The sequence below is a fragment of the Vreelandella sp. L-25 genome (genome assembly GCF_056857535.1).
Map to the genome: position 1 here is coordinate 45782 of NZ_JBSXNH010000066.1, position 20582 is coordinate 66363.

The following is a 20582-nucleotide window of genomic DNA, read 5'->3' on the forward strand; positions in this document are numbered from 1 at the left end:
CAAGTTATGTGTGGCATCGTCGCGGCGGTTGCGCAGCGTAATGTGCAGGGAATCTTGTTGGAAGGGCTGAAACGCTTGGAGTATCGCGGATACGATTCTTCTGGCATGACGGTGCTTAACAGCGGTGTGTTAACGCGTCACCGGGCTTTGGGCAAAGTCGCGGCACTCGCTGAACAGTTGGACGCCGCCGCGCTGCCAGGCAACAGCGGTATCGCGCACACGCGCTGGGCCACCCACGGCAAACCCTCCGAGGCCAATGCCCATCCGCACCACAGCAGCGATAACGTCGCCGTGGTGCATAACGGCATTATCGAAAACTACGAGCAGATTAAAGAGACGCTGCAAGGCAGCGGTTACACGTTCACTTCGGAAACCGATACTGAAGTGATCGCCCACCTGCTGGCGGACAAACTCGCTACGGGCAAGACGCTGTTTGAGGCGACACAAGAGATTGTTAGTGGCTTGGGCGGTGCCTACGCCCTGGGTGTAATGAGTGCGGCCGAGCCCGGCGTGGTCGTGGGCGCACGCCAAGGCAGCCCCTTGGTGGTAGGTGTTGGTATTGATGAAGCCTTTTTAGCCTCTGATCCGCTGGCGCTGCTTCAAGTGACCGACCGCTTTATCTATCTGGAAGAGGGCGATTTAGTCGAGCTGCGTGAGCATGGGGTGATTCGCATTGTTGATCGCCAAGGCAATGACGTCGAGCGCCCTATCCATACCTTTGAACATGGCGACGGTGCGGCTAGCAAAGGCGAATATCGTCATTACATGCTCAAAGAGATTTTTGAGCAGCCCGCCGTTATTAGTGCCGCGCTGGAAGGGCGTTTAAGTAGCCACGGCGTGTTGGTAGAGAGTTTTGGGCCGGATGCGCTGGCGCTGTTCCAGAAAACGCGCCATGTGCATATTATTGCCTGTGGCACCAGCTACCATGCAGGCATGGTCGTGCGTTACTGGTTGGAGCGCTATGCTGGGGTGCCGGTACAGGTCGAAGTGGCGTCGGAATATCGCTACCGCCACCCGGTGGTGCCGGAAGGCACGCTCTTTGTAACGCTGTCCCAGTCTGGAGAAACGGCCGATACGCTGGCGGCGCTGCGCTTTGCTAAAACGCTCAACTATGTCGGCTCGCTGGCGATCTGCAACGTGCCCGGAAGCTCGCTGGTGCGGGAGTCGGACATGTCGCTGATGACCCGCGCAGGCCCCGAAATTGGTGTGGCCTCGACTAAAGCCTTTACCACTCAGTTGATTGCGCTGATGCTGTTGACGCTATCGGTCAGTAAAGCGAAAGGCCAGCCAGAGCAGCCAGAGATCATTGGCGCCCTGCAGGCACTGCCCGCGCTCTGTCAGCAGGTGTTGGGTCTCGATCGGCAGATCGAAGTGCTTTCTCAGGCATTTGCAGAGAAGCATCACGCGCTCTTCCTGGGTCGTGGGGCGCACTACCCCATTGCTTTAGAAGGCGCGCTGAAGCTCAAGGAGATTTCCTATATCCATGCGGAAGCCTATCCTGCCGGGGAGCTTAAGCACGGCCCGCTGGCGCTGGTGGATAGCGAGATGCCGGTAATTTCAGTAGCCCCGAATGATGACCTGTTGGAAAAGCTGAAATCCAACCTTCAAGAAGTGCGCGCCCGCGGCGGCCAGCTATTTGTGTTTGCCGATCAAAAGGTAGGAATCAGCTCTCAAGATGATATCCGTGTGTTGGAACTTCCTGAAGTACACGAAGCACTGGCACCACTGCTCTACACTCTACCGTTGCAGCTGCTGAGCTATCACGTAGCGGTGCTCAAAGGCACCGATGTGGATCAACCGCGTAACCTTGCCAAGAGTGTGACCGTCGAATAAGTGCCGTGTCACAATTAATTGCAGTTGGATGAATAAAGCGCTTTACAAGATGCGGCAAATAGTCGCATCTTATGCGCCATCGCTGCGTTGCAGCACATAGTTAGTGTGCTTATTATCGTGGCGGTATTCTCTAACCCTGCCAGGATCACGCTGCTATGAAACCACCTAACGTCCTTGCAACTCGGCATCCCGCTTGCCGCGTTGCTTGGTTGTTGACCGCACTCTGCCTCTTCGCTTTTCCTTCTCTTGCTTTTGCTGCTGCTGGCCCCCTCGATCTCACCACCTCACTTGCCGGTATTGTCTCCGTGACCATTTTCATTCTGGCCTATGCCCTGGTCATGAGTGAAGAAATCATCCACATGCGTAAATCCAAACCGGTTCTGGTGGCTGCTGGCCTGATCTGGGCTATGGTCGCGTGGGTCTACGTACAAGCAGGTATGCCCCATGAGGCAGAGAGCGCCTTCAAAGAGACGCTGCTCGAGTATACCGAGCTGCTGCTGTTCCTCCTGGTGGCGATGACGTACATCAACGCCATGGAAGAGCGTCGTGTGTTCGATGCACTGCGTGCGTGGCTGGTGCGCAAGGGGTTTAGCTACCGGAGCCTATTCTGGATTACCGGCTGTTTGGCGTTCGGTATTTCGTCCATCGCCAACAACATGACGACTGCCATGCTGATGTGTGCGGTGGTGCTAAAGGTCGCCGAGGGGGATAACAAGTTTATCAGCCTCTGCTGTGTCAACGTGGTGGTGGCCTCCAACGCCGGTGGTGCGTTCAGCCCGTTTGGCGATATCACCACACTGATGGTGTGGCAAGCCGGTCAGGTGCCTTTCGAAGGCTTCTTTGCACTGTTGGTACCTGCCATCGTGAATTTCATGGTGCCTGCGGTGATCATGAACTTTTTCATCGTCAATCGTCAGCCCGCTGCGCTCACCGAGAACGTATGGTTGAAGCGGGGCGCCCGGCGCATCATCGTACTGTTCTTGATCACCGTGGCGATCTCTGTGCTGTGCCACTCGATTCTGTACCTGCCGCCCGCTATGGGCATGATGTTTGGTCTAGGCCTGCTGCAATTCTTTGGCTATTACCTGCGTCGCAGTTTGCCCCGTTCGCTGGAGCGCAAACGTGAGCGTTACTCCCGCCGCGGAGATTGGAAAAAGCTGGAGCAGCTAGGCAGCGTGGTGCCGTTCGATATCTTCAGCCGTATCGCCCGCTCCGAGTGGGACACGCTGCTGTTCTTCTACGGGGTGGTGATGTGTGTGGGTGGCCTGGGGTTCATGGGCTATCTCAGCCTGCTTTCGGAAACGCTTTACGGCGGCTGGGACCCGGTGTGGGCCAACGTGGTGCTGGGGCTGATCTCAGCGGTGGTGGATAACATTCCAGTGATGTTCGCCGTGCTCTCCATGGCGCCGGATATGTCGGAAGGCAACTGGCTGCTGATCACTCTGACGGCCGGTGTGGGGGGCAGCCTGCTCTCCATGGGATCGGCTGCCGGGGTAGCGCTGATGGGGCAAGCCCGTGGTATCTACACGTTTGCGGTGCATTTGCGCTGGGTGCCCGCTATTTTGTTAGGTTACGTAGCCAGTATCGTGGCACACCTGCTGATCAACGCCAGTCTTTTCTAAGGCGGTTGGCTATCCTGCCTAGCCGCCAAAGGCCAAATAGGCGCGGTAGAAAGTGATGGACCGTGGCGTTGTGTTGATGCGCGAAACGCGCCTGTATCAACTGTTTTAGCTGCGTTTGATCATGTCTGTTAAGCGCTTCTTGCCAGCGCAAAGACGTTAAGGGCAGTGAACGTAGATGAGCCATCGGGCAATCTCCATCGTATTTCCCGATACTCTCGTTGACATTACTTAACGAAAACTTAAACCTTGTAAAAAGGCATATTATCCTTTCGTAGGCTTATTAAGCCTTAAAGTGATTAAGCCTTAGGGTTACTAAATAAGGAGAGTCGTTGTGACATCCGACGCGCAGCGCCACCACGCTAGCCGCTATCAGGTGGTGCCCTGTCCCGCACATCGACGACGCGAAGCGCTGCTGCATTTAGCGGCTGTCCACACTCCTTCCCTGCAGGCTGGCTTGCAGCAGGCCTTAACGGCGTCGACTGAGTCTGATTGGCAGGGTTTGTGGGTGGCGATGGAAGGCGAATATATACGCGCGACTGCCTGGGTACAGCCGCTGGCAAACCAAACGGCGCAGCTATGGCTGCCCAGGCATAACGATGCCGCCGCCCAGGCTCTGTTGAGTGCCCTGCCGGGGTGGGTGAAGCAGCAGCCGATCATCCTTTGCCATGTGGTGCTCACTGAGCCGTGGGCAGCGTGGGAAGACACGTTAATTAAAAGCGGTATGCGTGCGATGGCCACCCTAGAGCATCGTGCGTGGCCATGCCGAGCAGCCCTAGCGCCTCAACAGCCGTTGAGATTACGCCCTTTCAAGGCGTTAACGCTGGCTGAACAGCAGGCGTTACTGGCGCGGGTAGGTGAAGATTCTCTGGATTGCCCAGCGCTGCGCCATGCGCTGCCGGTTAGCACGCTGCTAGCTGGGTTCCAATCTCAGGCGACTTCGGCTTATCCACAACACTGGTATTGGCTGGAATACCAAGAAGAGCCGGTAGGAGTATTGTTGCTCGCCACCCCCTCTTTGCAGTGGAGCCTGCAACTTATGGGGCTGGTTCCGGAATGGCGCGGGCAGGGGCTGGGGCACGTTATTATTGAGCATGCCCAAAGCTTGGCTGCCCAGGCCGGGGCGCAGTGCTTAACTCTCACGGTGGATGAACAGAATACGCCTGCTCAGCGGGTTTATGCCCAAGCGGGGTTCATACAACTGGGGCGCGAGCGCTTGTTAGGGTGGTATTAATCTGGCCGTTCAGTAGCGTCATCCTCCGCTTATCGGCGTTGTAGGTTGAATTGCCGCGCTTAGTAGCATTTTCTTACCCTTTATGTTCTCGGTATACTAACTCTATACGTATGTCTTGGCGTTTCGGTGGCCGCGGTAGCACCATAGAGCGTGGCACGGCCGCACCCAAGGGCAAGAACGGTGTCTCCAGGCGCTAGGTATCCAGCATAAGCAAGAAACGGACGCACTCGTTTTGAAGCGCAACGCGTTTATTACATAAAACTCAAGAGGTGGTGAGAGTGAAATCTAAGCTGATCATGAGCGGGCTGGCGGCCCTCGGCGTCATGGCAGGCACATCCGGTGCTTATGCCCAAGATGCAGCGCGTGACGCAATCGCTGAGCGCCTAGCGCCGGTAGGACAACTCTGCCTTCAAGGCCAAGACTGCGGCACGGCAGCAGCCCCCGCGGCTTCTAGCAGTGGCGGTGATGGTGAAGTAGATGGCGAGGGTATCTACAACAATGTGTGTATGGCGTGCCACGAAACAGGTGCGGCCGGGGCTCCGGTACGCGGTGACGAAGCCGCTTGGGCCGAGCGCACCGAGCAAGGTTTTGCCACCCTGCTAGACCATGCCATTAACGGCGTTGGCGCAATGCCTGCCCGTGGCGGCAACCCCAACTTGTCAGACGAAGAAATGGAAGCGGTGACAGCGTATATGGTCGAGCCTGTCATGGAAGTTCCTGAGCTAGGTGGCGGTGATGAAGGCGCGGCTGCCGAAGCAACTGACGAGAGTAGTAGCGACGAGATGGCGACGGCAGATGCTGTGGCCAGCGAAGATGAAGCAGTCGCCAGTGAAGAAGACGCTTCCAGCGGTGGCAGCGGTTTAGACGGTGAAGCGCTTTACGCCAGTGTGGGCTGTGTGGCGTGTCACGCCGCTGGCGTGGCGGGTGCACCGAAGATTGGCGACGCTGAAGCTTGGGGCCCGCGTATTGAGCAGGGTACCGATGCACTCTACCAAAGCGTCTTCAACGGTAAAGGCGTGATGCCGCCGCGTGGTGGTAGCAGCGCTTCCGATGAAGAGATTATGGCCGTGGTGGATTACATGGTCTCACAAGTACAGTAAGCGTTAGCAGCCCGCTCTCATGGGGTGGGGAGGCCAGGCGTTATAAAATATCCACAGGTGGGTGCTCCAAACCCTCTGTGGATATTTTTTTGCGCGATACATAGCGCTTGCTCAGCACGCTTATCCCAGCAGCGAGCGCAGCCCAGCAATGGCATCCTTGCCGCGTGCCTGCTTTTTCTCCGGGTCCTCTTTATCAGCGCGGCCCTCCCACTCCAAATCATCCGCGGGCAGCTCATCCAAAAAGCGGCTGGGTTGGCAGTCCATCAGCTCGCCATAGGCCTTGCGCTGGCGCGCCAGGGTCAGCGTTAGCGTGCGTCGGGCGCGGGTAATGCCCACGTAGGCTAAACGCCGTTCTTCTTCCACGGTACCCATCTCGATGGCGTTACGGTGGGGCAGCAGATCCTCCTCCAGGCCCATCAAGTAAACGTGGGGGAACTCTAGCCCTTTCGAGGCGTGCATGGTGAGCAGCTGCACCCGGTCAGAGTCATCCTCTTCGGCCTGTTGCTCCAAAATATCCCGCAGCACTAAGCGTGAAATGGCCGCTTCTACGCCGTCGGTTTCTGTTGCGGTAGAGTCATCTGCGTCTTCCGGGTCGCGGTTGAGCGACTTCTCTAATTGATCAATCAAAATCCATACGTTGGCCATGCGCCGCTCGGCAATAGTAGGGGTGCTGGCGTTTTGGTAGAGCCACGCCTCGTAATCCATATCCCGCAGCATATCGCGGATCGCGGCAATGGCATCGCCCTGGTCCATCCGTTTGCGCACGCCATCGATGAAGTGCGTAAAGCGCGACAGCCGCTCCACGGCGCGGGTAGGCAGGGTTTGTTCAAGCCCTAGCTCATGGCAGGCAGCAAACAGCGAGATCGAGCGCTCGGTGGCATAGTTGGCGAGCTTTTCCAGCGTGCCGGGGCCAATTTCCCGCCGGGGCACGTTGACGATGCGCAAAAAGGCGTTGTCGTCGGCGGGATTGATCAGCAGGCGCAGATACGCCATGGCGTCCTTGATCTCGTTACGCGAGAAAAACGACGTGCCGCCGGAGAGCTTGTAAGGGATCTGATAGTGCTGCAGCTTCAATTCCAGCAGCCGCGCCTGGAAGTTGCCTCGGTAAAGCACCGCAAAATCGCGCCATTCGGCGTTTTCTTTAATGCGACGCGTCAGCATCTCGCTAGCCACCCGCTCAGCTTCGGCCTCCTCATGACGGTTCACCACCACGCGAATCGGCGCGCCGTCGCCCATCTCCGACCACAGGGTTTTGTCGTAGACGTGGGGGTTGTTGGCAATCAGCGTGTTGGCGGCGCGCAGTATCGTGCCGGTAGAGCGGTAGTTCTGCTCCAGCTTGATGACTTTCAAACGGGGGAAATCCTCCCCCAGGGTGACCAGGTTTTCCGGCCGTGCGCCCCGCCAGGCGTAAATCGACTGGTCGTCGTCGCCGACCACGGTAAAGGTGGCGCGTTCGGCCATCAGCAGCTTTACCAGCAGGTACTGGGAGACGTTGGTGTCTTGGTACTCATCCACCAGCATATAGTGGATTTTTCGCCGCCAGCGGGCCAGTGCTTCCGGGTCACGCTGCAAGAGCACCACGGGCAGCAGAATCAGGTCGTCGAAATCCACCGCGTTGTAGGCTTTCAGGTGGCGAACGTAGGCTTCGTACACCCGTGCCGCGAAATGCTCGTCGTCATCGGCAGCGAACGAAAGCGCATCCCCTGGCAGCACCAGGTCGTTTTTCCACTGGGATATCTTGGCCTGCACGGCGTTGATCTGCTCGGCATCGACCTGAGCGTCTTTATTCATCAAGTCGCGCAGCAGCGCCTTGGCGTCTTCCGGGTCGAACAGCGAAAACCCCGGCTTGTAGCCCAGGGTCTTCAGTTCGCCGCGAATGATGTTGAGCCCCAGGTTGTGGAAGGTCGAAACCGTCAGCCCGTGGCCCTCTTTGCCCTTCAGCATCTGGCCCACCCGCTCTTTCATCTCTCGGGCGGCCTTGTTGGTAAAGGTCACTGCGGCAATTTTGCGTGCGCTCATGCCACACTCTTGCACGAGGTAGGCAATCTTGGTGGTGATCACGCTGGTTTTGCCCGACCCCGCACCCGCCAGTACCAGGCAGGGGCCATCGATATAGCGCACCGCTTCTTGCTGGCGTGGGTTGAGCCCTTTGATACGGCTAAGAATGCTCTTTGGCGGTTGGGGCGTCATGGCGAAGGGTGACCTCTACAAGTGTTTCGGGGCAATTTCTATTACAATCAGCGGCGCTGACGAAGGCGCAGCAGGCTAATACAGCAGGTAACTCATAGGCAGGTGGTGATGTTTGAAGTAGCGCTATTCGAGCCGCGCATGGCTCCCAATACGGGCAACATTATGCGCCTAGTGGCGAACAACGGCTGCCGTCTCCATTTGATCGAGCCGCTGGGCTTCGATCTCGAAGAGAAAAAGCTGCGCCGCGCTGGTTTAGACTACCGCGACCTTGCCAACGTGACCCGTCACGCGGATTTTACGGCGTTTTACACCGCCATGCAGGGGCGCACCATCTGGGCGATTACCACCAAAGGCACCCGCGCCCACAGTGATGCCAACTTCGCACCGGGGGATGTGCTGCTGTTCGGCTCCGAAACCGCCGGGCTCTCTCCAGAAGTGCACGCCATGCTTCCGGCGGAACATAAACTGCGCATCCCCATGCAGCCTAATAACCGTAGTTTGAATCTCTCCAACGCGGTAGCGGTGGTGAGCTATGAAGCGTGGCGCCAGCAGGATTACGCCGGCGCCCTCGCGATCTAGACTTACCCGGCAATGCCGTATTGGTCGCGGTAAGCGCGTACTGCATCGGCGTAGGCGAGCATCTCGCCGCCCGCGTGCTCTTCCAGATACGAGAGCACTTGCTCAAGCGACACGATGCTGACCACCGGCACGCCATACTGGGACTGCACTTCCTGGATGGCGCTCTGCTCGCCCTGGCCACGCTCCTGGCGGTCCAGGGCAATGATCACCCCACCGGCACGGGCACCGCTCTGCTCAATCAGGCCCATCACTTCACGGATCGCGGTGCCTGCGGTGATCACGTCATCAATGATCAAAATATCGCCTGAAAGCGGCGCGCCCACAATGTTGCCGCCTTCGCCGTGGGTTTTGGCTTCTTTGCGATTGAAGGAGTAAGGCATATCCAGGTCGTGGTGGTCGGCCAGCGCCGCCGCGGTGACCGCCGCCAGCGGAATGCCTTTGTAGGCCGGGCCAAACAGAACGTCGGCTTTCAAGCTACTATCTACAATAGCCTGGGCGTAAAAGCGGCCTAGCTTGGCCAGCGCCCGACCGGTTTGGAACAGCCCAGCATTAAAAAAGTAGGGGCTAACGCGGCCAGATTTCAGCGTAAACTCGCCAAACTTAAGTACGCCCTGTTCAATGGCAAAAGCAATGAAATCGCGCTGGTAGGGTTGTAGAGTGGTGGCCACGGCATTCCTCACTAAGCGGTAGGTTTCAATCGGCACGAAAGCAACAATAAAAGTAGGGTAAATGGCAAGTTTTACTCGCTGCCTTTACCCAAACGTCTAAACGTCGGGTATCATACAGCAGCGACGCAAAAGGGACGATTTATGAAAATTGCCAGCATCAATGTCAATGGTATACGTGATGCCGTCGACCGTGGCTTCCTGGACTGGCTGGCTCAGCAGGATGCCGACGTGGTCTGCGTGCAGAACATCAAGGCGAAAAGTTTCGAATTGGGTGACCACATCCTCTATCCGGAAGGCTACGAAGGCTACTTCCTGGATGCTGAGGAGGATGGTTTCTCCGGTGTGGCACTCTATTGCCGCAAAATCCCCAAAGCCATCATGTACGGCCTGGGGTTTCCTCAGTGCGATCACGAAGGGCGCTTTCTGCAAGCGGACTATGACCGTTTCAGCATTGCCACGTTCTTGATGCCTGATGGAAGTGACCAAAAAGCCAAACAGGCGTTTATGGAGCAGTACCAAGAGTACCTGACGAAGATGTCCCGCAAACGACGCGAATACATCATCTGCGGTACTTGGCACATTGCCCATAAAACCATCGATTTGGCCAACTGGTCGGACAACCAGCTCACCTCGGGCTTCCGCCCGGAAGAGCGTGCCTGGATGGATCAGGTGCTTGGCCCCACCGGCTTTATCGACACCTTCCGCGAAATTAATCGCGATGCAGGCGAGTACACCTGGTGGCCAAAACTTGACCAAGACGTGCCCCGTGATCGTCAAGAAGGCTGGCGGATCGACTACCAACTGGTCGGCCCCAACTTCCGTCGTCACGTGGTGGACGCGTGGATTGATTACGATGCGACCTTCTCCGAGTTCGCACCGCTGATCGTTGAGTATGATTTAGCGCTCTAAGCGTTAGCTACTTCCCGCGTCGCACCGGCAACAGGCCAGCTTACCGCTGGCCTGTTGCGTTCAGGACTCCGTAATACCGAGTTCCCTTAACCGCGGATGCCCAGCGCTTCACGCTGCTTCTCGCGCAGCTCTTCACCGGCTTTTTCGGCCAGGTCCAGCATGGCGTTCAGTTCCTGGCGGCTGAACGCGCCCGCTTCAGCGGTGCCCTGCACCTCTATCAGCTCGGCGTTTTCGGTCATCACCACGTTCAGGTCGGTGTCGGCTTTACTATCTTCGGGGTAATCCAGGTCCAGCACCGGCACGCCCTTGTAAATACCCACCGAGATTGCGCTGACCAGCTGCTTGAAGGGATCGCCTTTGATCTTCTTTTCCCGCTGCAGGTAGCGAAGCGCATCCACCAGCGCCACGCAGCCGCCGGTAATGGCCGCCGTACGCGTGCCGCCATCGGCCTGGATCACATCGCAATCCACGGTAATGGTGAACTCGCCCAGCTTCTTCAAATTCACCGCCGCGCGCAGGCTACGGCCAATCAGCCGCTGAATCTCCAGCGTGCGACCACCCTGCTTGCCTCGGGTCGCCTCACGGCCACTGCGGGAGTGGGTGGCGCGGGGCAGCATGCCGTATTCGGCAGTAATCCAGCCCTGATTTTTACCGCGCAGCCAGCGCGGCACGCCCGTTTCCACGCTCGCGTTGCACAGCACCTTGGTATCGCCAAACTCCACCAGTACGGAGCCTTCCGCATGGCGGGTGTAGTCACGGGTCAAGCGAATCTCACGGAGCTGGTCGGCCTCGCGACCGCTGGGGCGAACAACATCAGGACGCATAGCACCTCACATCATGTTAAAAGTGGAAAGCCCTCTATTGTACACGTCTGAGCGTGCGTGGATGGGCCTATCGGTTAGACTGTCCGGAATCACATTGAGAGATAGGATGCTCACTTATGGCCGCTTCCCGCCACGTACATAGCATGACCGCTTTTGCCCGCACCGAGCAGGCCGCCCCGTTTGGCACCCTGCAGGTCGAGATTCGCTCGGTGAACCAGCGCTACCTAGAGCCGCACTTTCGCCTACATGAAAGCCTGCGAGATTTAGAACCGGTGCTGCGCGAAGCACTGCGCACGCGCCTGGCGCGTGGCAAGGTAGAGTGCAGCGTGCGGTTCGAGAGCGCCGACACCGCCCAAGCACCGGCCGTGAACGCCCAGCGCCTAAAAGAGATTGCCGATGCCCTGGCCGCCATCCAGCAGCAGGTGCCCAGCGCCGTGCCGCCCACCACGCTAGCGCTGCTCAACCAGCCCGGCGTGATGGAAACCCAGCACCTCGACCAAGACGCCATCAAAGCCGCCGCCAAAGCGCTGTTTAACCAAGCCCTGGATGAACTGATCGACGCCCGCGCCCGGGAAGGCGAAAAACTGGCCGAGATGATCACCACCCGCCTGGACGCCGTCAGCGAGCAAGTGGCCTCCGTACGCAGCCTGCTGCCGCAAATCCTGGAACGCCAGCGGGCCCAGCTGCTGGAGCGTTTAGAAGTCGCCAAGACCGAACTCGACCCCCAGCGCCTGGAAGCCGAGCTGGTACTGGTGGCCCAAAAAGCCGACGTGGACGAAGAGCTTGATCGCCTCACCGCGCATATAGACGAAGTACGCCACCAGCTCGCCCAAAAAGGCCCCAAAGGCCGCCGCCTGGACTTCCTGATGCAAGAGCTCAACCGCGAAGCGAATACGCTCTCATCGAAATCGGTGGTAGCAGAGACGACCCGCTGCGCGGTGGAGCTGAAGGTGCTGATTGAGCAGATGCGAGAGCAGATCCAAAATATTGAGTGATGAAGATGAGTCGAGCGACACCCTGGAGTGCTGGCGAGGTAGAGGCAACCATTGCTACCTACCGGCAGATGCTAGTAGCAGAACTGAGCGGGCAAAGTTCTAACAAGCGCGCACTTAATCGAGCGCTGATGATACAGCTTGATGGCCGCTCGGCCAGTGCCATAGAGTTCAAGCACTGCAATATCAGCGCAGTGTTACGCGATGCCAACTGCCCCTATGTCGATGGCTATAAGCCGCGTAGCAACTATCAACAAAGCCTAGTTGAAGCTGTCGAGGGGCTGTTGTTGCGAAGCGAGCTTGTTGATCGCGCAGCGCGTTTGGCCGCTGATCTTCCAGTGATTGATACCACTGGCATCGTAGACGAGCGCATTATCGTCGAACCTCCTAGAACGACACCGCCGCAACAAGGCGTTCGAGAATTCCGCGCCGACTATTCAGTGCGCCCGCCGCAAAAACGGGACTACCTGGCCCGGGAAACCCGCAACCGCGAGCTTGGGCTAGCCGGTGAGCACCTAGTGATTCGGTTCGAGCAGCACCGGCTGATCCAAGCTGAGTACGATAAGCTGGCGGAGAGGGTCGAGCACGTTGCGGTAACTCAGGGTGACGGGCTGGGGTTCGATATCCGTTCCTTCGAGCCCGACGGCAGTGATCGGCTGATTGAAGTCAAAACCACCGCCTTTGCCAAAGAGAGTGCGTTTTTTATTACGCCCAACGAGCTCGAATGCTCGCGTGCCCATTCGGAACACTATCATTTGTTCCGACTGTTCAACTTCCGCAAGGGGCCGAAGCTTTTTTTCTTGAAAGGTGATCTCCACGAACAGCTCTGGCTGGAGCCAAATAGCTACCGGGCGGGAGTACGTTAATAGCTTAAAAGAGGGAGCTGCTTCAAGAAATCAAAACTTCAGCCGCTGAGATTGTTCGTGAAGCTATCGTTCACTCATCGCTCCGTTCGTGCTGCTGAAGCTGTTCAACGGCCTGAGCCCGTTCGCGCTCTAGCTCGCGTTTAAGCTCATCTTCAGAGGGCAGATACGGCAGGTACTTCGCCGCAAACAGCTGTTTTTGCTCGGCCAGTACCGAGTACTTGACCACGGCTTCGCTTTTTTCGCTGCACAGCACCAAGCCAATAGTGGGGTTGTCGTCGCTGCCTTTGCGCTGCTCATCGTATAAGCGCACGTAGGTATCCATTTGGCCGATATCCTGATGCCTGAGCTTGCCGAGTTTTAGATCCACCAGCAAAAAGCACTTCAGTTTGAAGTTGTAGAATACCAAGTCGATGTAGAAATCTTCGTCGTCAAAGCGAATGCGCTGCTGGCGCTCCACAAAGGCAAAGCCTTTGCCTAATTCCAGTAAAAACTGCTGCAGGTTGCTGATAATGGCCTGCTCTAGCTGGCTTTCCTGATAGGTTTTATCCTGCAGATTAAGAAAATCCAGAATGTAGGGATCACGCAGATAGTCTTTAGCGCTTTCTGCCAGTGGCTGGGTGTTTTGCTGGGCTTCTGCTGCCACCGAGGATTTTTCTTGGCTGGCCAGAAGTCGCTCGTAGTAGAGAGTGCTAATCTGGCGTTCTAGAGCTCTGGCGCTCCAGCTTTGGTTGATCGCTTCGTGCAAATACCAGTCGCGGGCTTGGGCGTTTTCTATTCGCAGAAGGGTGCGATAGTGAGTCCAACTCAATTCAAGACGCACTGCGTCGCGAATTGGAAAGGCGTGATAAAACTGGCGCATATTGCGTAAATTGGTGACATCAAAACCTTTCCCCAGCCGCTCGGTGAGCTGTTGTGAGAGCTGCTTTAGCTGCTGCTTACCATACTCAGCACGACGATTGCCTTGCTGTTCGTGTTCGACAATTAAACGGCCTATTTCCCAGTAGCTTTGTACCATGGCCGTATTCACGGCTTGGCGAACCTGCCCGCGTGCTTGCTCTATCTGTTGAGTAATTGCGCTAACGAGGCGGCTAAAAGCGGTTTGGTTCTGCTCCGTCATAGGCTTAACCCCTGGCGTTATAGAGTAATGTCAGCTGGCTGAGGCCTAACAATATCAAATTTTGCCGATAGGAAGAGTTGGTGATGGCGATCATATCAACAGTGCATATAGCCAACTGCTTCGCTCACAACCCCAACAACTCCTCAACCGGCAAGTGGCTGGTCGCCTTCATTTCCCTCAGCGAGAGGTTGGAGCGGATGCTCGACACGCCGGGGAGCTGGCGCAGTACCGTTTCGACGAAGTGGCTGTAGTCGTCTAGGCCTTTGGCGACCACTTGCAGTAGGAAGTCGGCCTCGCCGGTGGTGTTGTGGCAGCTCAGCACCCGAGAGCTTGATTGGATGATGCGCTCGAACTCTGCCGTCGCGGCTTCGCTGTGTTGGGTACAGGTAATCTGCACGAAGGCCAGTACGCTGGCGCCGACTTTGCGTCGATTGAAGATGGCTTGATAGCCCTTGATCACCCCCAGTTCTTCCAGGCGTTTGTGCCGTCGCCAGCAGGTGGCTTCGCTCAGGTGCAGCTGTTCGGCCAGTTGCGCGTTGGGCATTCTGCCATCAATCTGGAGTAACGCTGCTAACTTGGCGTCTTTTTTATCCAATGCGCTCATATTGCAAGTCTCTTTCTTATCAACACTATAAAGAGAAAGAGTGCTTCACATTGGTCAGTGTTGTCCACGATATGGAAAGCTCATTTCAGGTCAGGCTCGCTATAGTAGCGTTAGCGAATCCGCAGCCTAAACGTTCAGGAGTGGCCCATGAAAGCCGTCGTATTTGAGCAGTTTTCCACCCCGCCCACTATTCAGCAGGTGCCGGATCCGACTCCCGAACCTCACGGCGTCGTGGTCAAGGTGATGGCTAACGGCGTATGCCGCAGTGATTGGCACGGCTGGATGGGCCACGACCCGGATATTCGGCTCCCCCATGTGCCGGGGCACGAGCTATCCGGCGTGGTGGAAGCGGTGGGCAAGGACGTGACGAAGTGGCGGGTCGGGGATCGTGTGACCGTGCCGTTCGTGGGCGGCTGCGGCACTTGCCCGGAGTGTAACGCAGGCCACCATCAGGTATGCGATAGCCAGTTCCAGCCAGGGTTTACTCACTGGGGCTCGTTTGCCGAGTATGTGGGCATTTACTACGCCGATGTGAACCTAGTCGCCCTGCCAGATACCCTAGCGTTCGACACTGCCGCCAGCCTGGGTTGCCGGTTCGTGACCTCTTTTCGTGCGGTGGTGGATCAGGGCCGCGTGTCCGCCGGGCAGTGGGTGGCCGTGCACGGCTGCGGCGGTGTAGGGCTGTCGGCCATCATGATCGCCAGCGCGGCGGGCGCGAACGTGGTGGCGGTGGATATATCCGAACAGGCGCTCGCCTTGGCGCGCCAGTTGGGCGCGGTGGCCACGGTGAATGCCAACCAAGAGGCCGAAGTGGTGGAGTCGGTGGTGGAAATCACTCAAGGGGGCGCGCACGTCTCGCTGGATGCGCTGGGTCACCCCACCACCTGCTTCAACTCTATTAGCAATTTGCGAAAGCGCGGCAAGCATGTCCAGGTAGGGTTGATGCTGGCAGATCACAGCACGCCTGCCATTCCGATGAGCAAGGTGATTGCTAATGAGCTGGAAATTCTGGGCAGTCATGGCATGCAGGCCCATCGCTACGATGCCATGCTGGCGATGATTCAGTCGGACAAACTGGCGCCGGAAAAGCTGATTGGCCGCCGGATCACGCTAGAGGAGTCGGTGCAGGCGTTGATCAACATGGATAAGTTTGAAGGCGTGGGGGTCACCGTCGTCACGGAATTCTGATAAAAGAGGGCTGCTGGTGACGCATCAGGTGAATATCACGGCGCTGACCGGTGGGGGCGTTAGCTCCGGGGAAATGGTGGTCGTGCGCCCGCAAGAGGATAGCTTCACGGTGGTGGGACGGCTGAGCGTTCCCAGCCGTTAAGGCGTTCTATTCATTTCCTTCAATGAACCGGGGCAAATTATTCGCTCCTCATCCGTCAATTGAGGTTTTACGCTGGGCGTATCGATAAGGAGGACGTCATGTCATCACCCCATACCCCATCCGTTCGCCGTGTGGTCGCTCAGCATCCTGCCCATCGGGACGATATCGGTGACCTGGTCACCCGCAGGCCGCTGCCGGGGCCTGGCGTGGATCAGCTCGATCCGTTTCTGTTCCTGAATCACCACGGCCCGCAGGTTTACCCGGCCAACAACCGCGGGCTGCCCTTTGGGCCGCACCCGCACCGTGGGTTTGAAACGGTGACGTTTATTTTAGAAGGCTCGCTGGCCCATGCCGACAGCGCCAAGCACCAGAGCGTGATTCACGCAGGCGGTGTGCAATGGATGACCGCCGGTAGCGGCATCGTCCATGCGGAAATTTCGCCGGAGGAGTTTCTGCGCGAGGGCGGCCCGCTGGAAATCTTGCAGCTGTGGGTCAACCTGCCGTCACGGCTGAAGATGAGCGAGCCGCGCTACGTGGGCTTGCAGCAAGAGGGCATCCCCGCTGTTGAGCTGTCGGGCGGCGGTACGCTCAACCTGATTGCCGGGGAGTGGCAGGGGCAAACAGGCCCGATTGAATCGCTGACCGGCGTGTTCATGTCGACGCTAGCGCTGCCTGGGGGCGCGCGTGAGCAGCTACCCGTGGCTCCTGGCCGGCAGGTGTTTCTGTACGTGGTGAGTGGTGACGTGACGGTGGGCGGCGAGCCTGCCAAAGCGCACCATTTGATCGAGCTCGACCGTGACGGCGAAAGCCTTGCCATCGAGGCAGCCAGCGATGCGCGCCTGCTGTTTGGCCATGGCGATGTCATTGATGAGCCGGTCTACTCCCACGGCCCCTTCGTGATGACCACCCGCGACGAGATCGTGCAGGCGGTAGAGGATTACCAGAACGGCAAGTTTGGCGGGCTTACCCTTTAAAGACCCGCTAATGCTCTAAACGCCCGCGCTACACCGGCTCGCCGCGATAGTAGTGCCATAAAAACAGCGACCCCACGCTGCGCCAGGGTGCCCAGTGCTCTACCATCTGGCGCGCCTGCTTCGGCGTGGGTTTGTTTTCCATGCCCTTCAGGCGGCCCAGCGCCACTCTTAACGCAAGGTCGTCGGCGGGGAAGATATCGGGGCGCTGGAGTGAGAACATCAGGTAGATCTCGGCGCTCCAGCGGCCAAACCCACGCAGCTGGGTAATCGCGGCAATCGCCTCGTCATCGCTGAGGTGCGCCAATCCATCGGCGCTAAACGTGCCCGCCAGCTCCGCCTCTGCCAGCCCTTTGGCATACTCGATTTTACGCCACGATAGCCCCGCATCGCGCAGCGCCTGGCCTTCCACCTCCATCACCGCTTTGGCGTGCAGCTCCGGCAGCAGCGTATTCACCCGGCCCATGATGGCCCGTGCGGCCTCGGTAGAGATCTGCTGGCTGACGATGGTCGAGAAGAAGGTCGCAAAGCCTGGATCGCGCTGGCGCGGGTTGGGCGCGCCGACTAAGGGGTAAGCGCGGGCAATGTCGGGGTCGGCATTGGCCAGTGCCTGCATGGCGTGCTCGATGGTGCTGGAGGTCATAACCGGCTCACTTGATGAAAAGATAATCGTAACATCCTAGCAGTTGCTTCTTGGGTGCTGCCGCGTCAGTGTCCACGGGGCTGCCCCTTTGCACGCTAACTTTTTTAGCGTCATATATTTCTACTTTCGTCTAATCCTGCCATCATTTGACGCAATCTAAGACCGTTTTGATAAGCAGGCGTTTTATCCAGCGCCTGGGGAGAGAGGTATGCAAGAGTTGTCATCGGGGCTGGCGCGTAACCCGCGATTGGCAGAGTTTGTACTGGCGCTGGGTGGGTTCGGCATTGGTACCAGCGAGTTCGTGATCATGGGACTGATGAACCGCGTGGCGGAGGATTTAGCCGTAACGGTGCCGCAAGTGGGCTATGCGATTAGTAGCTACGCACTGGGCGTGGTAGTGGGTGCACCGCTGATTTCGGCGCTGGCCGCACGGGTACCCAGGCGGGCGCTGCTGATTGCGCTGATGCTGGTGTTTGCCGTGGGCAATATTGCCAGCGCCATGGCGCCGGGGTTTTGGTCGTTTGTGGGCCTGCGCTTTTTGGCGGGGCTGCCTCATGGTGCCTACTTCGGCATAGCGGCGCTGGTCGCGGCAGGAGCGGTGCCGATTGACCAGCGAGCGCGGGCTATTTCGCGGGTAATGTTGGGGCTCACGGTAGCGATTTTAATTGGTGCACCGCTGGGTACCTGGGCGGGTAACGTCTTTGGTTGGCAAATCGCTTTTGCCGGTGTGGGAGTGATTGCGCTGTTAACGGCACTGCTCATTCGGTTATGCGTGCCGGTGCAGCCGTTTGATGCCCACGCGAGCCCGTTAAGAGAGCTATCTGCACTGGTGAAGCAGCGGGTGCTGGTGACCATTGCGATTGCCTGTATTGGTTGCGGCGGTATGTTTTCGATCTTCAGCTATGTGATGCCGACGCTGACCCAGCAGGCGGGCATGAGCGAAGCGCTGGGGCCTTTGGTGCTGGTCATTTTTGGCCTGGGCTCCATCGCCGGTAACTTGGTGGGCGGGCGCATGGCGGATAAAGACCTGATGCGGGCCATTCCTACCATTTTGGTGTGGTGCGCGGTGGTGCAGGGGCTGTTCTACTTTGCTGCCAACCAGGTGTGGTCGGGACTGCTGTTCGTGGGATTGGTGGGCACCAGCATGGCGCTTGCGCCGTCGCTGCAAACCCGCCTGATGGACGTGGCCGAAGACGCCCAAACCATGGCGGCCTCCATGAATCATGCGGCGTTTAACGGGGCGAACGCGCTGGGGGCATGGCTGGCGGGCTTGGCGATTAGCGCTGGGTTCAGCTGGTCGAGCACGGGGCTGGTAGGGGCCGGGCTTGCGCTGTGTGGCCTAGTGATTTTCGCTTGGGGGCGCTGGCTGGAAAAACGCACCTATCCCGCGGAGCCGTCGGTGGCTCAGAACTACAAATAAAGCGCTATAAATAAGTGATTGCTAAATAAATATTTAGAGCATTTAAAGTGGCAAAAAACGCTTATCGTTTCTAGGGTGTAAAGGTGCAATCCATAAGGAGGTGACCTATGCATAACCTAGTGAAGACATCGCGCGTTGTAACCCCGCGACTCGTAACATTAAGTGCTATTGCAGCGATGACTCTGGCGCTGGCGGGCTGTGGAACGACCACTAGCGAGCGTGCTACCAGTGGTGCTGGCGTAGGGGCGGCTGTTGGTGCTGGGGCCGCTGCGGTCACCGGTGGTAGCGTCACCCAAGGTGCTGTGATTGGCGGTGGCGTGGGTGCTGCCACCGGTGCCGCCACTGATGAGGACGATATCAACCTCGACTAACCCGCCTATCTATCGACACAGCCTGAAGCCGCGCATGCCTAAATGAAAGTGGTCGGCATGCGCGGCGTTGTACTCAGGCCCCAGTACATTGCCGAAGGTATCGCAGGCGCCATCCCGCGCTGCCCGCAAGAGCTCTCCCATTTCTCCCTCGTCATCCCAGTCGCGAATCAGCGTAATCTGACCTCCGTGTGGTTTCTTGAACCCCTACAGTCCCTGCCAGGGGTGTGCGATACTGCGCACCCAATAACGCCGGCAGTGGCCGGCCTGCGTGATAACGAACGACCATTTTGACTAACTAGGGAAGCGCTTCATGTCCCAGGGTACGCTGTTTATTGTTTCTGCCCCGTCGGGCGCGGGTAAAACCAGCCTCGTTCGTGAGCTGATCGAAAGCCTGGACGGCATTCAGGTGTCGGTGTCGCATACCACGCGTGCCAAACGCGAAGGTGAGGTCAATGGCGTCAACTACCACTTTACCCAAGTGCCTGACTTCGAAGCGATGATCGACCGCGGCGACTTCTTCGAGTATGCCAAGGTCTTCGACAATTACTATGGCACGTCGCGTCAGTCGGTCCAAACCTTGCTAGACGCGGGGCAAGACGTCATCCTAGAGATCGATTGGCAGGGCGCGCAGCAGGTGCGCGAACAGATGCCTTCTGCCGTGTCGATCTTCATCCTACCGCCATCGCGTAGCGAGCTGGAGCGACGTCTCTCCAGCCGTGGCACCGACGAACACGCGGTGATCGCTCGGCGCATGCGCGATGCGGTCAGCGAGATGTCTCATTACGATGAGTACGATTACTTAGTAATTAACGACGATTTCACCACCGCCCTGCAAGAGCTGCAGTCGCTGGTGATCAGCCGCCGCCTCACGCGTGCTGCAATGCAAGAACGCCACGCCCCCTTGCTCGATGCGCTCTTGTCACAGGCGCCTAGCGTCGAGTAATCTATCAGGTCCTATCACCACTCTTTTCGCTGGGTCGGCGACGTTGTTCAACAACGCCGGCCCGGCGTCGTCATTACAGGAAGGCCCCATGGCTCGCGTAACCGTTGAAGATTGTCTGGAAAATGTAGAAAACCGCTTCAAACTGGTGATGATTTCCACCCATCGTGCTCGCCAGCTGGCCCGCGGCTCCCGCGATGCACTGCTGCCCTGGGAAAACGACAAGCCGACCGTGATGGCGTTGCGTGAAATCGCCGCTGGCCTGGTCGACCACACCGTTTTGGACGAGCCAGTTGAAGCTCCTGTGCGTGCGCGTCCTGCTATGACGCCTAGCGCTCAAATCGACGATTAAGCTAGCACCGATTAGAGGCG

Annotated in this window: 21 protein-coding genes and 1 pseudogene; 15 read left to right on the top strand and 7 right to left on the bottom strand. The window is 58.0% G+C overall.

Annotation, left to right across the window (positions count from 1 at the left end; translation table 11 throughout):
- The first annotated feature begins 6 nt into the window (after window positions 1–6).
- From glmS to AC13CN_RS09700, 4 genes are all read left to right on the top strand, one after another.
- Window positions 7–1833: a glutamine--fructose-6-phosphate transaminase (isomerizing) gene (gene glmS, locus AC13CN_RS09685; protein WP_172515145.1), complete on the top strand. Its 1827-nt coding sequence runs from the start codon at window positions 7–9 to the stop codon at window positions 1831–1833.
- A 155-nt stretch (window positions 1834–1988) separates the two neighbouring features.
- Complete coding sequence (gene nhaD / locus AC13CN_RS09690; RefSeq protein WP_044628613.1) at window positions 1989–3455, top strand: sodium:proton antiporter NhaD; 1467 nt, start codon at window positions 1989–1991, stop codon at window positions 3453–3455.
- A gap of 331 nt (window positions 3456–3786) precedes the next feature.
- On the top strand, window positions 3787–4686 hold the full coding sequence (locus AC13CN_RS09695; protein ID WP_044628614.1) for a GNAT family N-acetyltransferase: 900 nt from the start codon (window positions 3787–3789) through the stop codon (window positions 4684–4686).
- A gap of 278 nt (window positions 4687–4964) precedes the next feature.
- Window positions 4965–5786, top strand: coding sequence for a c-type cytochrome (locus AC13CN_RS09700; RefSeq protein WP_228219278.1), 822 nt, complete (start codon window positions 4965–4967; stop codon window positions 5784–5786).
- Between the two features lie 120 nt (window positions 5787–5906).
- On the opposite strand, the gene rep is transcribed toward AC13CN_RS09700, so the two are convergent.
- Window positions 5907–7976, bottom strand: a complete 2070-nt coding sequence (gene rep, locus AC13CN_RS09705) for a DNA helicase Rep (protein WP_228219277.1) — start codon at window positions 7974–7976, stop codon at window positions 5907–5909.
- A 108-nt stretch (window positions 7977–8084) separates the two neighbouring features.
- Between rep and AC13CN_RS09710 the strand changes: the two genes are divergently transcribed.
- Window positions 8085–8555 carry a tRNA (cytidine(34)-2'-O)-methyltransferase gene (locus AC13CN_RS09710; RefSeq protein WP_137094592.1) on the top strand — a complete coding sequence of 157 codons (471 nt, stop codon included), beginning with the start codon at window positions 8085–8087 and terminating at the stop codon, window positions 8553–8555.
- Window positions 8556–8557: 2 nt separating this feature from the next.
- Here AC13CN_RS09710 and pyrE read toward each other — a convergent pair whose 3' ends face one another.
- On the bottom strand, window positions 8558–9223 hold the full coding sequence (gene pyrE, locus AC13CN_RS09715; protein ID WP_253556797.1) for an orotate phosphoribosyltransferase: 666 nt from the start codon (window positions 9221–9223) through the stop codon (window positions 8558–8560).
- A gap of 141 nt (window positions 9224–9364) precedes the next feature.
- Between pyrE and AC13CN_RS09720 the strand changes: the two genes are divergently transcribed.
- Complete coding sequence (locus AC13CN_RS09720) at window positions 9365–10132, top strand: exodeoxyribonuclease III (protein WP_054640729.1); 768 nt, start codon at window positions 9365–9367, stop codon at window positions 10130–10132.
- Window positions 10133–10218: 86 nt separating this feature from the next.
- Here AC13CN_RS09720 and rph read toward each other — a convergent pair whose 3' ends face one another.
- The gene (gene rph / locus AC13CN_RS09725) at window positions 10219–10956 is read right to left on the bottom strand and encodes a ribonuclease PH (RefSeq protein WP_253556796.1); all 738 of its coding nucleotides are present in this window, start codon (window positions 10954–10956) and stop codon (window positions 10219–10221) included.
- A 116-nt stretch (window positions 10957–11072) separates the two neighbouring features.
- On the opposite strand from rph, the gene AC13CN_RS09730 reads away from it, so the two are divergent.
- Window positions 11073–11951: a YicC/YloC family endoribonuclease gene (locus tag AC13CN_RS09730; RefSeq protein WP_253556795.1), complete on the top strand. Its 879-nt coding sequence runs from the start codon at window positions 11073–11075 to the stop codon at window positions 11949–11951.
- Window positions 11952–11956: 5 nt separating this feature from the next.
- Window positions 11957–12814 (top strand): protein NO VEIN domain-containing protein, encoded by an 858-nt coding sequence (locus AC13CN_RS09735; RefSeq protein ID WP_062363270.1) that lies wholly within the window; start codon window positions 11957–11959, stop codon window positions 12812–12814.
- 70 nt (window positions 12815–12884) lie between these two features.
- Here the strand turns inward: AC13CN_RS09735 and AC13CN_RS09740 are convergent, their stop codons facing one another.
- Complete coding sequence (locus AC13CN_RS09740; protein ID WP_062363274.1) at window positions 12885–13931, bottom strand: PDDEXK nuclease domain-containing protein; 1047 nt, start codon at window positions 13929–13931, stop codon at window positions 12885–12887.
- A gap of 124 nt (window positions 13932–14055) precedes the next feature.
- The gene (locus tag AC13CN_RS09745) at window positions 14056–14535 is read right to left on the bottom strand and encodes an Lrp/AsnC family transcriptional regulator (protein ID WP_054644917.1); all 480 of its coding nucleotides are present in this window, start codon (window positions 14533–14535) and stop codon (window positions 14056–14058) included.
- Window positions 14536–14682: 147 nt separating this feature from the next.
- On the opposite strand from AC13CN_RS09745, the gene AC13CN_RS09750 reads away from it, so the two are divergent.
- From AC13CN_RS09750 to AC13CN_RS09760, 3 genes are all read left to right on the top strand, one after another.
- Entirely contained in the window at window positions 14683–15723 is a 1041-nt protein-coding gene (locus tag AC13CN_RS09750; protein ID WP_253556794.1) for a zinc-dependent alcohol dehydrogenase family protein, read from the top strand.
- A gap of 16 nt (window positions 15724–15739) precedes the next feature.
- Window positions 15740–15865 carry a hypothetical protein gene (locus tag AC13CN_RS09755; protein WP_255319122.1) on the top strand — a complete coding sequence of 42 codons (126 nt, stop codon included), beginning with the start codon at window positions 15740–15742 and terminating at the stop codon, window positions 15863–15865.
- A gap of 98 nt (window positions 15866–15963) precedes the next feature.
- Window positions 15964–16839, top strand: coding sequence for a pirin family protein (locus AC13CN_RS09760; RefSeq protein WP_253556793.1), 876 nt, complete (start codon window positions 15964–15966; stop codon window positions 16837–16839).
- 28 nt (window positions 16840–16867) lie between these two features.
- Here AC13CN_RS09760 and AC13CN_RS09765 read toward each other — a convergent pair whose 3' ends face one another.
- A complete protein-coding gene (locus tag AC13CN_RS09765) occupies window positions 16868–17479 on the bottom strand; it encodes a DNA-3-methyladenine glycosylase family protein (protein WP_172515114.1) in 612 nt (203 codons plus the stop codon).
- Between the two features lie 208 nt (window positions 17480–17687).
- Here AC13CN_RS09765 and AC13CN_RS09770 point away from each other — a divergent pair, with 208 nt between their 5' ends.
- Together AC13CN_RS09770 and AC13CN_RS09775 are read left to right on the top strand one after the other, a co-directional pair.
- A complete protein-coding gene (locus AC13CN_RS09770) occupies window positions 17688–18899 on the top strand; it encodes an MFS transporter (RefSeq protein WP_074211257.1) in 1212 nt (403 codons plus the stop codon).
- Between the two features lie 107 nt (window positions 18900–19006).
- The gene (locus tag AC13CN_RS09775; protein WP_044629293.1) at window positions 19007–19270 is read left to right on the top strand and encodes a hypothetical protein; all 264 of its coding nucleotides are present in this window, start codon (window positions 19007–19009) and stop codon (window positions 19268–19270) included.
- A gap of 9 nt (window positions 19271–19279) precedes the next feature.
- Here the strand turns inward: AC13CN_RS09775 and AC13CN_RS09780 are convergent.
- A pseudogene (locus AC13CN_RS09780) lies at window positions 19280–19459 on the bottom strand (extensin family protein); the annotation flags it as partial.
- A 121-nt stretch (window positions 19460–19580) separates the two neighbouring features.
- On the opposite strand from AC13CN_RS09780, the gene gmk reads away from it, so the two are divergent.
- Together gmk and rpoZ are read left to right on the top strand one after the other, a co-directional pair.
- Window positions 19581–20213 carry a guanylate kinase gene (gene gmk, locus AC13CN_RS09785; protein ID WP_044629294.1) on the top strand — a complete coding sequence of 211 codons (633 nt, stop codon included), beginning with the start codon at window positions 19581–19583 and terminating at the stop codon, window positions 20211–20213.
- An 88-nt stretch (window positions 20214–20301) separates the two neighbouring features.
- Window positions 20302–20562 (top strand): DNA-directed RNA polymerase subunit omega, encoded by a 261-nt coding sequence (gene rpoZ / locus AC13CN_RS09790; RefSeq protein WP_044629295.1) that lies wholly within the window; start codon window positions 20302–20304, stop codon window positions 20560–20562.
- Window positions 20563–20582: the final 20 nt, after the last annotated feature.

Bases quoted from the DNA above. Each gene is read 5' to 3' on its own strand.
- glmS (WP_172515145.1), top strand. From the start codon at position 7: ATGTGTGGCATCGTCGCGGCGGTTGCGCAGCGTAATGTGCAGGGAATC.
- AC13CN_RS09765 (WP_172515114.1), bottom strand. From the start codon at position 17,479: ATGACCTCCAGCACCATCGAGCACGCCATGCAGGCACTGGCCAATGCC.
- AC13CN_RS09720 (WP_054640729.1), top strand. From the start codon at position 9,365: ATGAAAATTGCCAGCATCAATGTCAATGGTATACGTGATGCCGTCGAC.
- AC13CN_RS09770 (WP_074211257.1), top strand. From the start codon at position 17,688: ATGCAAGAGTTGTCATCGGGGCTGGCGCGTAACCCGCGATTGGCAGAG.
- AC13CN_RS09750 (WP_253556794.1), top strand. From the start codon at position 14,683: ATGAAAGCCGTCGTATTTGAGCAGTTTTCCACCCCGCCCACTATTCAG.
- AC13CN_RS09730 (WP_253556795.1), top strand. From the start codon at position 11,073: ATGGCCGCTTCCCGCCACGTACATAGCATGACCGCTTTTGCCCGCACC.
- AC13CN_RS09710 (WP_137094592.1), top strand. From the start codon at position 8,085: ATGTTTGAAGTAGCGCTATTCGAGCCGCGCATGGCTCCCAATACGGGC.
- rpoZ (WP_044629295.1), top strand. From the start codon at position 20,302: ATGGCTCGCGTAACCGTTGAAGATTGTCTGGAAAATGTAGAAAACCGC.
- nhaD (WP_044628613.1), top strand. From the start codon at position 1,989: ATGAAACCACCTAACGTCCTTGCAACTCGGCATCCCGCTTGCCGCGTT.
- AC13CN_RS09745 (WP_054644917.1), bottom strand. From the start codon at position 14,535: ATGAGCGCATTGGATAAAAAAGACGCCAAGTTAGCAGCGTTACTCCAG.
- gmk (WP_044629294.1), top strand. From the start codon at position 19,581: ATGTCCCAGGGTACGCTGTTTATTGTTTCTGCCCCGTCGGGCGCGGGT.
- AC13CN_RS09735 (WP_062363270.1), top strand. From the start codon at position 11,957: ATGAGTCGAGCGACACCCTGGAGTGCTGGCGAGGTAGAGGCAACCATT.
- rph (WP_253556796.1), bottom strand. From the start codon at position 10,956: ATGCGTCCTGATGTTGTTCGCCCCAGCGGTCGCGAGGCCGACCAGCTC.
- AC13CN_RS09740 (WP_062363274.1), bottom strand. From the start codon at position 13,931: ATGACGGAGCAGAACCAAACCGCTTTTAGCCGCCTCGTTAGCGCAATT.
- AC13CN_RS09760 (WP_253556793.1), top strand. From the start codon at position 15,964: ATGTCATCACCCCATACCCCATCCGTTCGCCGTGTGGTCGCTCAGCAT.
- AC13CN_RS09775 (WP_044629293.1), top strand. From the start codon at position 19,007: ATGCATAACCTAGTGAAGACATCGCGCGTTGTAACCCCGCGACTCGTA.
- rep (WP_228219277.1), bottom strand. From the start codon at position 7,976: ATGACGCCCCAACCGCCAAAGAGCATTCTTAGCCGTATCAAAGGGCTC.